The sequence below is a fragment of the Variovorax sp. GW821-FHT09B01 genome (assembly GCF_059418345.1).
On the sequence record NZ_JBWKPQ010000026.1, the window covers coordinates 103,213 to 115,524 of the forward strand.

The 12,312-nt window shown below is 65.1% G+C and carries 12 protein-coding genes and 1 pseudogene; 8 read left to right on the plus strand and 5 right to left on the minus strand.

What is annotated here, in order from left to right; all coding sequences use genetic code 11:
• Positions 1-64: 64 nt before the first annotated feature.
• The gene (locus tag AC07RV_RS39275; RefSeq protein WP_431513479.1) at positions 65-583 is read right to left on the minus strand and encodes a flavin reductase family protein; all 519 of its coding nucleotides are present in this window, start codon (positions 581-583) and stop codon (positions 65-67) included.
• A 100-nt stretch (positions 584-683) separates the two neighbouring features.
• The gene (locus AC07RV_RS39280; RefSeq protein WP_208509456.1) at positions 684-1,349 is read right to left on the minus strand and encodes a helix-turn-helix domain-containing protein; all 666 of its coding nucleotides are present in this window, start codon (positions 1,347-1,349) and stop codon (positions 684-686) included.
• Between the two features lie 213 nt (positions 1,350-1,562).
• On the opposite strand from AC07RV_RS39280, the gene AC07RV_RS39285 reads away from it, so the two are divergent.
• The 5 genes from AC07RV_RS39285 to AC07RV_RS39305 all read left to right on the plus strand — a co-directional run bounded on the left by AC07RV_RS39285 (position 1,563) and on the right by AC07RV_RS39305 (position 7,169).
• Positions 1,563-2,465 (plus strand): LysR family transcriptional regulator, encoded by a 903-nt coding sequence (locus tag AC07RV_RS39285; protein WP_208509455.1) that lies wholly within the window; start codon positions 1,563-1,565, stop codon positions 2,463-2,465.
• A 202-nt stretch (positions 2,466-2,667) separates the two neighbouring features.
• Positions 2,668-3,834, plus strand: a complete 1,167-nt coding sequence (locus tag AC07RV_RS39290; RefSeq protein ID WP_431513480.1) for an LLM class flavin-dependent oxidoreductase — start codon at positions 2,668-2,670, stop codon at positions 3,832-3,834.
• Positions 3,835-3,839: 5 nt separating this feature from the next.
• Positions 3,840-4,433, plus strand: a complete 594-nt coding sequence (locus AC07RV_RS39295) for an NAD(P)H-dependent oxidoreductase (RefSeq protein WP_431513481.1) — start codon at positions 3,840-3,842, stop codon at positions 4,431-4,433.
• Positions 4,434-4,449: 16 nt separating this feature from the next.
• On the plus strand, positions 4,450-5,928 hold the full coding sequence (locus tag AC07RV_RS39300; protein WP_431513482.1) for an aldehyde dehydrogenase: 1,479 nt from the start codon (positions 4,450-4,452) through the stop codon (positions 5,926-5,928).
• A 26-nt stretch (positions 5,929-5,954) separates the two neighbouring features.
• Positions 5,955-7,169, plus strand: coding sequence for a bifunctional 3,4-dihydroxy-2-butanone-4-phosphate synthase/GTP cyclohydrolase II (locus tag AC07RV_RS39305; RefSeq protein ID WP_431513483.1), 1,215 nt, complete (start codon positions 5,955-5,957; stop codon positions 7,167-7,169).
• A 988-nt stretch (positions 7,170-8,157) separates the two neighbouring features.
• Here AC07RV_RS39305 and AC07RV_RS39310 read toward each other — a convergent pair.
• The 3 genes and pseudogenes from AC07RV_RS39310 to AC07RV_RS39320 form a co-directional block, all read right to left on the minus strand.
• Positions 8,158-8,460 carry a type 1 glutamine amidotransferase family protein gene (locus AC07RV_RS39310; protein WP_431514679.1) on the minus strand — a complete coding sequence of 101 codons (303 nt, stop codon included), beginning with the start codon at positions 8,458-8,460 and terminating at the stop codon, positions 8,158-8,160.
• Between the two features lie 85 nt (positions 8,461-8,545).
• A pseudogene (locus tag AC07RV_RS39315) lies at positions 8,546-8,698 on the minus strand (glutamine amidotransferase-related protein); the annotation flags it as partial.
• 190 nt (positions 8,699-8,888) lie between these two features.
• Positions 8,889-9,152 carry an amidohydrolase family protein gene (locus tag AC07RV_RS39320; protein WP_431513484.1) on the minus strand — a complete coding sequence of 88 codons (264 nt, stop codon included), beginning with the start codon at positions 9,150-9,152 and terminating at the stop codon, positions 8,889-8,891.
• A gap of 173 nt (positions 9,153-9,325) precedes the next feature.
• On the opposite strand from AC07RV_RS39320, the gene AC07RV_RS39325 reads away from it, so the two are divergent.
• From AC07RV_RS39325 to AC07RV_RS39335, 3 genes are all read left to right on the plus strand, one after another.
• Positions 9,326-9,607 carry a hypothetical protein gene (locus tag AC07RV_RS39325; protein WP_431513485.1) on the plus strand — a complete coding sequence of 94 codons (282 nt, stop codon included), beginning with the start codon at positions 9,326-9,328 and terminating at the stop codon, positions 9,605-9,607.
• A 337-nt stretch (positions 9,608-9,944) separates the two neighbouring features.
• On the plus strand, positions 9,945-10,382 hold the full coding sequence (locus AC07RV_RS39330; RefSeq protein WP_208512598.1) for an Hsp20/alpha crystallin family protein: 438 nt from the start codon (positions 9,945-9,947) through the stop codon (positions 10,380-10,382).
• A gap of 36 nt (positions 10,383-10,418) precedes the next feature.
• Positions 10,419-10,829: an Hsp20/alpha crystallin family protein gene (locus AC07RV_RS39335; RefSeq protein ID WP_208512599.1), complete on the plus strand. Its 411-nt coding sequence runs from the start codon at positions 10,419-10,421 to the stop codon at positions 10,827-10,829.
• The last annotated feature ends 1,483 nt before the right edge of the window (positions 10,830-12,312 follow it).

Genomic DNA, 12,312 nt, shown 5'->3' on the forward strand with positions numbered 1-12,312 from the left:
GCATGCTGATCACAGGGGGACGCGGCGGCAATCGAGTTTTGCGGCGGGTGCCGTTGAGATCCGGTCAAGCGTGGGCCGCGAGCGCGCCCAGGCGCCCGTCGGTGTAGATCAGCGGCGCGATCTCCTCGGCCGCGCGCGCTTCGACCACGCGCGCGAGGATGACCGAGTGCGTGCCCACGGCGGTCACCGATTCGATGTCGCAGAACAGGTTGCTCTGCGCGTCCTCCAGGAACGGCGTGCCGCCCGCATCGCTGCGATGCCAGGCACCGACCGTGAATCGGTCCTCGCCGGCCTTGTGCCCGCTGAACGCAGCGACCAGGTCGCCATGGCCGGTCGTCAGCACGTTGACGCAGAAGCGCCGCGCCTCCAGCAGCGGTGCGTGGATGCTCGCGCCGTGGTTGACGCAGATCAGCAGCGTCGGCGGGTCCATCGTCACCGGGTTGACCGCCGTGGCGGTCATCCCGTGGCGGCGCCCGCTCGCATCCGCGGTGGTGACGATGGTGACCGTCGCCGCCAGCCGTCTCAGCGCATGGCGAAAGTCCCGCGCCACATCGGATGCCGTTGCCATCGTTGCCGTCGTCATGTCGTCTCCTTGTCGTTCGGGGCGACTGTACGAACGATCCGGCCCGCCTGAAAGACGCGTTTGGCGAACGCGCCATCGCGCCAGGCGAGGGCCAGGAGCGTCAGCGCTTGCGCACGATGACCATGTAGTAGGCGCAGGCCGCGCGGCCATCGTCGTTGGCGAAGCGGTACGGCGACTTGACCTCGAAGTACATCGAGTCGCCGGCCTTGAGCACGTAGGGCTTGCCGTCGACGTAGACCGTCAGCTGCCCTTCGGTCACGACCACGTACTTCTCGGTCGGCACCGCGTACGCGGGCAGCATGCCGGTCGTGCGGCCCGGAGGCAGGCGGTGCAGCACGAACTCGAGCCCGTTGTCCAGGTGGGCGGGCGAGAGCACCCAGCGTTCGAAGCCCGTCGCGGGATCGCGATAGGCCAAGCGCTCCGAGGAGCGGATCACCGAGACGCTGGCGAGGTCGGGCGCCGCGCCCAGCAGGCCTGACAGCGAGAGGCCGAAGCCGCCGGCGATGCGCACGATGATCGGCAGCGTCGGGCTCTTCTCGCCCCGCTCGATGCTCGAGAGCATCGCGCGGCTCACGCCGGCGCGCTGCGACAGCTGCTCGAGGCTCAGTGCCGATTCCGCGCGCAGCGCCTTGATGCGCAGCCCGAGTTCCACGCTGATCGCTTCGTCGGAGCTTCGTGGCGCCGGCGCCTTGGCGGTGCGGCCGGCGGACTTGGCGGCCGGCTTCCGGGGCACCGCCTGGGTGGCGGGCCGTTGGAGTTTGCTCATTCGCAGATTTCTTCTTTAGAAGATGGCCAGTTTAGCGGCCTGCCCCGATGTTGCACAAATGCCCAGGGGCAACCCTAGGGAAAACACCCTCCGTGCAGCCCGTCGAGCCGGCTTGACATCGATTGCGACAGCAGCGAGGCTTGTACACCATCGTGGAAATCAATCTTCTTTAGAGGATTGAACGAGCCCTGCAACTGTTCCGGACGACGAAGAATGGCCGCGAGAATCGACCCAGTAACCCTGCGCCTCGTCGTGGCCGTGATGGACACGGGCACGATCGCGGAGGCGGCCGAGCGCGAGCACATCGCGCCTTCTGCGGTGAGCAAGCGGCTCAGTGATCTCGAGGACAGCCTCAACACGGTCCTGGTGCAGCGGACCAACCGTGGCATCGAACCGACCGCGGCCGGGCTCGAGCTACTGGGACTGGCGCGCAACGTCCTCAACGACCTCGACAACATCCATCTGCGCCTGCGCGACTACGCCTCGGGCGCGCGGGGCCTCGTCAGGGTGCTGAGCAACCTCTCGGCGATCACCGAATTCCTGCCGCAGTGTCTGCACTCGTTCAGCACGCACTATCCCAACGTCCAGGTGCAGTTGCAGGAGCGCATCAGCAGCGCGGTGCAGCAGGGCGTGGCATCGAATGCCGCGGACGTGGGGATCTATGCGCACGGCATCGGCGGCGTGGAGGGCCTGGTGACGATGCCGTTCCGCTGCGACGAGCTCGTCGTCGTGGTGCCCGTCGATCATGCGCTGGCGGCGCGCGATGCGGTGCGGATCGTCGACACGATCGCGTACGACTACGTCGGTCTCCACACCGGCAGCTATATCAACCAGCAGATCCTGAAGGCGGCGAGCGAATGCGAGAAGCCCTTCCGCTGCCGGGTGCAAGTGACGAGCTTCGACGCGCTGAGCCTGATGGTCGAGGCCGGCATGGGCATCGCGGTCATGCCGAAGGCGATCGGCCTGCGCTACAGCGCATTGGCGCGGATCAAGGTGCTCGCGCTCGACGAGGCATGGGCGCGCCGCGAGCTGCGCATCTGCGTGCGTTCGTTCGACAGCCTCTCGGTGGCCGCGAAGCTTTTCGTGAGCCACCTGAGCGCCAGGCAGCCGCAATGAGAACGCGCGCGCATCGTTGCGAGCCTGCCATCGCCGACGGTGATGGCGTCGTCTCGAACGAGCGCTTTACGCCCCGTGGCCGCATCGCAATCATTCGCGCCGGGGAGTGGCAACGACTCCCGTCGAAGTCCTGGACCGCAGATGCATCGACACGATGCGCCGCATCGGGCGGGTCCTTTCAAACCAACCTTTCGGAGACAACATGAACGCCGCAATCAAGCCCGAGAACCTGAGCATCGCCGCCAATCCGATGCGCTCTTCGCCCAACAAGATGAAGCTCGGCGTCTTCGCCATCAATGCGCATGGAGGATGCGCGATCTCGACGGCCCCGGAGGTCCATCGCGCCGACGACTGGAAGACGAACCTGGAGACGATCCAGCTCGCCGACCGCGCCGGGTTCGAGGCCGCCATCCCGATCGGACGCTGGCGCGGTTTCGGCGGCGACAGCAATTTCGGCGGCACCAGCCTGGAGACCTACACCTGGGCCGCGGCCATCGCCGCGTCCACCAGCCAGATCGCCTGCATCACGACCTCGCACGTGCCCACGGTGCATCCGCTGTTCGCGGCGAAGCAGGCGACGACGATCGACCATGTGAGCGGCGGCCGCTTCGGCCTCAACATCATCTGCGGCTGGTTCGGGCCCGAGATGCGCATGTTCGGCGGCTCGATGATGGAGCACGATAAGCGCTACGAGTTCGCCGACGAATGGATCGAGATCGCGCAGAAGGCCTGGACCCAGAACGGCTACTTCGATCACCAGTCGAGCCACTTCAACCTGGTGAATGCCTTCGCGGAACCTAAGCCCCTGAACCGGCCCTTCCTGATCAACGCGGGCGGATCGCCGCGCGGCATGCGCTACTGCGCGCAGCATTGCGACGCGGCGTTCGTGATCCTCGGTTCGCACGATCTCGAGGGCGTGCGCAAGCAGGTGCAGAGCTACAAGAAGCTTGCCCGCGAGGAGTTCGGGCGCGACCTCAAGGTCTGGTGCTATTCCTACGTGTCGGTGGCCGAGACGCTCGCCGAGGCGCAGCGCTACGTGGACCGCTATGCGGTGCAGTACGGCGACGACGTCGCGTGCGAGAACATCGTCAAGGAACTCGGCATCCAGACGGGCATCTTCACGCCCGAGCAGGCCGACCGCTTCCGCTATCACTTCAAGGCCGGATGGGCCGGGTTCCCGCTGGTCGGAACGCCCGAGATGATGGTCGAGCACATGGACCTGCTCGCGGAAGCAGGCGTCGACGGCGTGTGCCTGAGCTGGCTCGACTACAACGCGGGCATCAAGCAGTGGAACGCCGAGGTGATGCCGCTGCTCGAGCGCGCGGGCCTGCGCGAGCAGGCGCATCGGCCGCAGATCGTCACCGCCTGAACGCCGTGCCCACGCAGACGACCATGCCCGACGTGCGAGCGAACGACGGCGAAGCCACCGGCATCGTCGGCATCAGCGGCCATGTCTCCATGCCCTCGCGCACGCTCTGGCTCGCGGAGCACCTGGTGGCACGGCTGGCCGCCGCGACGGGCGTGCGCGGTCGGGTGCACGCGGTGATCGACGATCCGGCGGGCCTGGGCGCCACCCTGGCGCGCGAGCACGCATCGGCGCGGCTGGAGGGCGTGCTGCACGACATCGAGGCCAGCACGGCCCTGGTGGTCGTGACGCCCGTCTACAAGGGCAGCTACGCGGGGCTCTTCAAGCACCTGATCGACCTCGTCGACATGAAGGCGCTGGCCGGCCGCCCGGTGATCGTGGCGGCCACGGGCTACAGCGAGCGGCATGCGGGCGTGATCGACCACGCCCTGCGCCCGCTGTTCGCCTTCTTCGGCGCCGTTGTCATGCCGACGGGCGTCTACGCCGGCAAGGCCGACATCGACGAGCAACACCGGCCCGGGCCCGCGCTCGAGGCCGCCATCGGCGGCGCGATCGCGCAGGCCGCCCATGCCGTGGCCGCCGCGCGGCCGAACCTGAATTGAACTGAAAGGAAGAATCTTGGAACGCTTTCGCATGTACATCGGTGGCGAATGGTGCGCTGCCGTCGGTGGCGAGACCTTCGCCAGCATGAACCCGGCCACCGGGGAGAACTGGGCCGACATCCCGAAGGGCGACAGCCGCGATGTCGACATCGCGGTGCGCGCGGCGCACCGTGCCTTCACCGAGGGGCCATGGCCCGCGATGACGGCCAGCGCGCGCGGCATGCTGCTGCACCGCCTCGGCGACCTGATCGCGCAGAACGCCGAGCGCCTCGCCGATCTCGAGGTGCGCGACAACGGCAAGCTGCGCGCCGAGATGCTCGGGCAGATGAAGTACCTGCCGCAGTGGTTCTACTACTTCGGCGGCATGGCCGACAAGATCGAGGGAGCCGTCACGCCGATCGACAAGCCCGGCATGTTCCATTACGTCTCGTACGAGCCGCTGGGCGTGGTCGCCGCGATCGCGCCATGGAACTCGCCGCTGCTGCTCGCCACCTGGAAGATCGCGCCCGCGCTGGCCGCGGGCAACACGATCGTGGTGAAGCCGTCGGAGTTCTCCTCGGCATCGACGCTGCTGCTGGCGGAACTGGTCGAGCAGGCCGGCGTGCCGGCTGGCGTCTTCAACGTGGTGACCGGCTTCGGCCTCGACGTGGGCGAACCCCTGGTCAAGCATCCGCTGGTGGCGCGGGTCGCGTTCACCGGCAGCGATGCCGGCGGGCGGCGGGTCTACCAAAATGCGGCTGCCGATTTCAAGCGCGTGTCGCTGGAACTCGGTGGCAAGTCGGCCAATGTCGTGTTCGAGGATGCGGATCTCGAGGAGGCCGCGAAGGGCGTGCTCTCCGGCGTCTTCGCGGCGACCGGGCAGACCTGCATGGCGGGCTCCCGGCTGCTGGTGCAGCGCTCGGTGCACGACCGCCTGGTCCAGCGGCTCCTCGAACTCATGGGCGATGCGCGGCTCGGCGATCCGCTGGACCCGTCGACCCATGTGGGCCCGGTCTCGACGCCGCCTCAGCTGGAGAAGGTGCTGCAGTACATCGACATCGCCCGGCGCGAGGGCGCGCGCTGCGTGCTGGGCGGAGGCCGCTCCACGCGGCCCGGTTGCGAGAAGGGGTTGTTCGTGGAGCCGACCATCTTCACCGGCGTGAACAACCGCATGCGGATCGCGCAGGAAGAGGTGTTCGGACCGCTGCTCGTGGTGATTCCGTTCGACACCGAGGACGAAGCCGTGGCGCTGGCGAACGACACGCAGTACGGCCTCGCCGCGGGCGTGTGGACCGGCGACATGGAACGCGCGCTGACGCTTCCGAAGCGCATCCAGGCCGGGACCGTCTGGGTCAATGCCTACCGCGTCGTCAGCTACATGGCGCCGTTCGGCGGCTTCAAGTCCTCGGGCATCGGGCGCGAGAACGGGCAGCGCGCGATCTACGAGTACCTCGAGGCCAAGAGCGTCTACATCAATCCGAAGCCGCGGATCGCGAATCCGTTCGTGCTCGGCTGATGGCCTCGAACGCAAGGAACACCGCGATGAAACCGCATCCGATCGAAGACGCGCTCGAGGCGCTCGCGCGCGGCGCGATGGTGGTCGTCGTGGACGACGAGGACCGCGAGAACGAGGGCGACCTCATCATGGCGGCGGAGTTCGCGACGCCCGAAGCCATTGCCTTCGTGGTGCGCCACACCAGCGGGGTGCTGTGCGTCGGGCTGCCGGCGCAGCGTCTCGCCGAGCTCTCGCTGCCGCTGATGGTGGCCGAGAACACCGATTCGATGCGCACCGCCTTCACCGTGTCCACCGATCTTCGGCAGGGCATCTCCACGGGCATCTCGGCCGCGGACCGGGCTGCCACGATCCGCGCGCTGGTCGACCCGGCGCTCGGGGCGGACGCGTTCACCCGGCCCGGCCATGTCTTTCCCCTGCGCGCAGTGGAGGGCGGGGTGCTGCGGCGCGCAGGCCACACCGAGGCCGCGGTCGACCTGACGCGCCTCGCGGGATTGCGCCCCGGTGGCGTGCTCGCCGAGGTCGTCGACGACGACGGCTCGATGGCGCGCCGGCCGCGGCTGCAGGAATTCGCGAACGAGCACGGCCTGTGCCTGATCACGATCAAGGACCTGATCGCGTACCGGCGCCGCAAGGAACGCATCGTCCAGCGCCAATCGACCGCGCGCCTTCCGACCAAGTACGGCCTGTTCACGGTGCACGGCTACCTCGACACGGTGTCGAAGCAGGAGCATGTGGCGCTGACCATGGGCGATGTCGATGGTGCGCCAGGCGTGCTGGTGCGGGTGCACTCGGAGTGCCTGACCGGCGAGGTGCTGGGGTCGCTGCGCTGCGACTGCCGGCCGCAACTTGACATCGCGCTAGAGCGGATCGCGGCCGAGGGGCGCGGTGTGGTGGTCTACATGCGTGGCCATGAGGGACGCGGCATCGGCCTGCTGCACAAGATTCGGGCCTATGCGCTGCAGGATGTGGGCGCGGACACCGCGCAGGCCAACACGCAGCTCGGGTTGCCGGTAGACGCGCGCGACTATTCGACGGGCGCTCAGATCCTCGCGGACCTCGGCGTCACGAGCATGCGGCTCATGACCAACAATCCACGCAAGTACGACGGTCTCAGCGACTTCGGTCTGGAGATCGTGGAGCGGGTGGCGATCGTCACGCAGCCCCAGCCCGAGAACCTCGAGTACCTTCGAACCAAGCAACGGTTGTTCGGGCATCTGCTCACGCACGACGAAGCGCGCTGATGGGTAAGGAGAGGCAGGGTGCTTCCACGACGTTCGGTCCGCCCCTGGCCGATAGGATGCGATGGTTCGCTTTCGAGCAACTCCGGGAGCAGCATCCGATCGTGACGCCCACTTGTACGCCTTGGGCCGTATCGGCGGCGGAAAGAGGATTGCCTCGTTCATCGCCACGGCCACGCGCTCTTGAATGCCTGATTCCGCGCCCCGGTTGCGTCTGCCCTATCCGGGCGTCCTGTGGCGAGCGGGCGGCGCGCTGAAGTGCCCGCGGAACATCGCGGCGAAATTGCCGCAGCGCACGACCTGATCATCGCTGGCCGGCCAGCACCTGCTGAAACTGACCACGAACCACTTGATTCAGAACCTGGCCAATGCGCAGTTGCGCAACATCAAACACTCTCCGAGTCGTAGCGGGGCATTCCAGAATAGCCGGGCAATCATCGGGATGGAGGAGGCCGGCCATAGCGTGGCCATCGTGCCTGCATTTGTCGCTCCCGATTGTGAGAGTTTCGATGTCGCGCCACAGACGTTGGCCGATCCGTCGTGCCGATCGAATTCTTCGTTGTCAGCAAGAAGGCGCGCCAGAAGACATTTTTCTGCCATATCGGCTGTCTGAGAGGCCGATGTGCACCTCGGTCTTACCCGGTCGCTGGCTATCCATGCTGGCGGCGATGGCCATGGCAGGCTTGCCGAACAACTTCGATCGGCGGGCGGGGTGGGTCTGTAGCGACGCAGGGATCGCCGCACGCTGAAAGCCGCGTGCCGCGCCGGAGCATCACATCCAATCCCAGAGCCTGCGCGGCTTGACTGCTCACCGCTCACGTCCACTGATGACAGGCTGCTCGCCGATCCGGGGGAACTCGCCTCATTGCGCTTCTCGGATAAGCGAGGCGCGTGTCAATCTGCGCCGGCCTTCGCCTCAACCCTGCACGGACTCGCCCCTAACCAACAGGCAGCCATACTCGGGCCTGCGTCAAAAGCCCGGGCGTCGCCCTCATGCTTCGGCCCAGCGCATGTACAACTGCCGCAGCAGTCCATGCATGGCATCGGTTTGCGACTGCAGGTCAAGCCCAACCTCTTCTAACGGACTGCACGCCGGGTTGTCCAACGAGTTCTGACGCACAAGTTGATGGCCGTCGCGCTGCACCGAAAGATCCACCAGCTCTGGCGTCATCTCATGCGACTGCACCGGCAGGTGGCGATCGTGGACGATGACCAGCTGGTTCGTGCAGTGCTCGCCACTCGCGATCTGAACAGAGTTCGACGGCTGCGTGAGTGCGTCGCCATGCCACTGCAAGGTGGCCAGGCGGCGACCCGCATGGGGCCCCCACCAGGCTGCGCCTCTGCGAGCTCGCCGAATCGATCTCACACCAGCCGATCTCGGGACGGTGGTTCGGCCTCACTTCACCGCCAAGGGCCAGGGCCAGCAGCTGGCTTCCCAGGCAGTGGCCTGCCATCGGAATGCCCACCGCGTCAGCCATGCGCATCAGCGCCAGTTCTTCCGCGATCCAAGGCAAAGGAACTTGGGCGGACATTTAGCCCCGCATGAACACCGGCGCCCCGTAGGCGATGGGGTCAGTCGGGACGGGGTCGCCGTCCACGACCCGTATCACGACCATCTTGCGACCGAGCGCGCGCAAGATCGCACGACCGCTCCCGGCGTCCCCACCCCCGTATGCTGAAAAATGGCAATGGAGCGCTGGCCGTGGCTTCCGGGCGCGAAGTTCATTCGCGCGTTTCGCAGACCACCTTGTCGTTCACGATGGTTTCGAGTGGAACGATGTCCTTGATTTGTTCATCCGTCACGGTGAGGTAGTCTGCAGACAACACCACCATGTCCGCAAAGCGTCCGACCTCGATCGAGCTCTTCTTGTTCTCCTCGAAGGTGTAGTAGGGCCCCGAGTTGGTGTAGAGGCTCAGGGCCCGCTCACGCGTGATGGCCTGGTCCGCACCACAGACAAGTCTGCGCGGGTCCTTGCGGGTGACCATCACCGGTAGCCTGTAGCCCCCAGCTCTCGTGTTCCAAAGCGCCGGTGGTCGAAAACTGACCATGCTTGGGGCAGTGCGGCGAAAGCTCCTGAGGCGCCAGGGCAGGCCGGCGGGCAAGCATCACGCGCCAGTGTCTGACGATCGTCGGCTGATGACCGACTGAAGATGCGTACATGCAGCCCCTCCGCCCCCTCGCCATTACCGTCTTTCAGTCAGCCGAAAACGCCTATCGCTGGCGCTTGGTGGAGCTCGCCCCTGATGGCCAGTGGGCTGCGATCGACGAGCAGCTTCAACCGGAGAAGACCTACAGCGCCGCTATGGCCTCCGGCCTAGTGCAACTGCAACGGCTGATTGAAGCCCTTGCAATCGGACCACGCGAGGAAGATCCGGAGGCGCCGCCGGCCAAGCGGAAGGGCGGGCTGTTCGGCTTTGGGTTCGGCGTGCCGAGGACGTAAAAACGCCCGCACAGCGCGGCCTAAGGTAGTCCTGACAGTTTGGTGGCTCAGCAGTTGTCTCGTCGGGCGTCGGCCTCAAGGTGGCCGCGCAGGACGGCGTGGGTCGCAGCGGCAAGCCAGGGTCGTCAATTGCCATGTCGATGCAATCACGCAGTGCGCCAGCGGTTCGTTGACAAGGGAGGCGGCGATGGTGCTGCAGGTTTGCGTAGCAATCGGATCGGAGTCCCTGATAGTTTTTTTGTCTCTTGAATCTCTCCGCTGAATCGCTATGTCACTCACCGGAAGCGCTGGAGACGCCTCCGGCGCTCTGTTCAACGCTTGAATGGAGGTTTTCGCCATGTACCGATCCCTGTTTCCTCGCGACGTTTTCGCGGAGATGGATCGCCTGCAGCGCGACGTGCAGCAGGCCTTCGATCTGTCACCCACTATCCGCGGCTTCGCCCGCAACGGATTTCCCGCCCTCAACGTCGGCGGTACGCCCAAGACCATCGAGATCTATGCCTTCGCGCCAGGCGTCGATCCTGCCACGCTCGAGGTCAACCTGGAGCGTGGTCTGTTGACCGTCGCTGGCGAGCGCAAGAGCCCGCTGCCCGATGCGCAGGCCAAGGCGGCCGTGCACATCAACGAGCGCTTCGACGGACGCTTCCGCCGGGTGCTGACGTTGCCCGATGATGCTGATCCAGAGGCAGTCGACGCGAAATTGCGTGACGGCGTGCTGCACATCACTGTCCAGCGCCGGGCGTCTGCGCAGCCGCGTCGTATCACCATCCAGTGACCCCAGACATTGCCAACTTAGAAAGGAGTAAACGCCATGCGTAACGATGTTCGCACTACCACCAGCAACTCTCCTCATAGCGGCACTGCCTCGCAGGATCGTTCGCGTTACAGCGACGCGGCGTTGACGCCGCCTGTGGACGTGATCGAGGATGCCAATGGCATCACGCTCTACGCCGACCTGCCGGGCGTGAGTCGGGACAAGTTGACTCTGCAAGTCGAATCAGACACCTTGACCATCGAGGCCGAGAGCGATCTCACTGTCCCTGATGGGTTGACTTCCCATCACACCGAAGTGGGCTTGGCACGGTTCCGGCGCGTCTTCACGCTGAGCAAGGAGTTGGACACCGAAAAGGTGTCGGCGGAACTAGCGCAGGGCGTGCTGAAGCTTCGCATTCCGAAGGCCGAGCACGCGCAGCCGCGGCGCATCGAGGTGCAGGTCGCATAACTGGCGCTCGCTGAGCATCCGGCCGGAGGCAGTCATCGTGCCGCGTCCGGCCGATCCAGCCTGCATCATCCGATTCGAATCCGCTGAGTGGCGTTGTCCGTGGGCGTTAAGGGTAAACCCTTAATGAAATGGCGAAGTCTTCTGACGGCCGACCACTGAGAACAGTAGCGACACTTTGGTGGTCAAGGAGCCACATGAATGTCCCGCTTGTCCGACCATGGCAGCGGGGCCACTGGTTCGACTATCTGTGAGGTCCCTATGAAGTACATGAAGCTCATTTCCGCAACGGCCTGGTGCGCGTTCACGATGTCTGCGGCACTTGCGCAAAACCCGGCACCTCCAACTACCCCTGGCCCGTCTGGAGGTAACGCCGCAACTGCCAATGCGCAAGGCGGGTTGACGTCAGAGCAATGGCTTGCAGCAGGAGCGGGTGTCGCCATGTTCGCTGCGGCGATTAGTGGGAGCAATGGCAACTCTGGTGGCGGTTTTGGTCTGCTTCCAGGCACAGGCACCACCGGCACGACCGGAACACGTTAACTGCGATGTGAGCCGGCTCCGGCTCCCTTCCCATAAGGACAGGTGATTTAGACGCGGGAGCCACTACCGCACATTTTGCCTATCTCTGAAATGACGCCTCTCGACTACCTTCGTCTTCTGAGTACCGTCTCCTTCCCGACAACGATCGCAGATCAGGCCCAGTTGCAGCTTGTGTCCAAGTTGGCGTATCTTGGGCTCATTAATGCCGAGGTATCGGACGCCAAGTATGTTCGGCGCACATACCAAGAAGCTGGCTTTGCGAGGATCTTTGGGCTTACGACTGAGGGGATCTTGATGCTCCAAGAGGAAGCCTCAGAATCGGACCTTGCAAAAGCCAGAGAACCCCCTCAAGCGCAGAGCGGCCTGCATGCCTGAGCCCCAAAACTCATAGGGAACATGCTGCCCGGCAATATTTTTTAACAGACACGAAGACGTGAATGTTAGGGAGATTGAGCATGCAGCTTCCCTTGGCGCTTCGGCCTCTAGCTACCGGGCTCCTAGCGGCTATCAACGTTGTCGCCTACGCTACGTGATCAAGACGATCGCAAGTACACACACTCCGACAGTGAACATCGTCACCGTGACCGCGCAGGCAAAGAGTTCGTCCGCGCAGCGGTCGACAAGCCTGTTCTTAGACGGCTTGTTCTTTCTGCTCTCGTTCGGTCGCATCCTGGGTCCTTCAAGCCCAATGGTCGTTACCCGGCTTACTGCCCTCAACAAGCCGGGCGCTTGCTGAGAGCCATATTGTTCCGCAAGGGCGCCATCTTGGTCGAGCGATTCAGGCGAACATCGGCCCATGGAAGACAGCTACAACGATTGGAGCCGGATTAAGGAGGGTGCGACCCTCTCAAGGTCAGCGACGTCACGGTGTAAGCACGCAGTGAAGTCATCTTGATAGCCTGAGAGTCGGCAGGCATCGTGTCCGCGATGAATGATGTGGACGCAA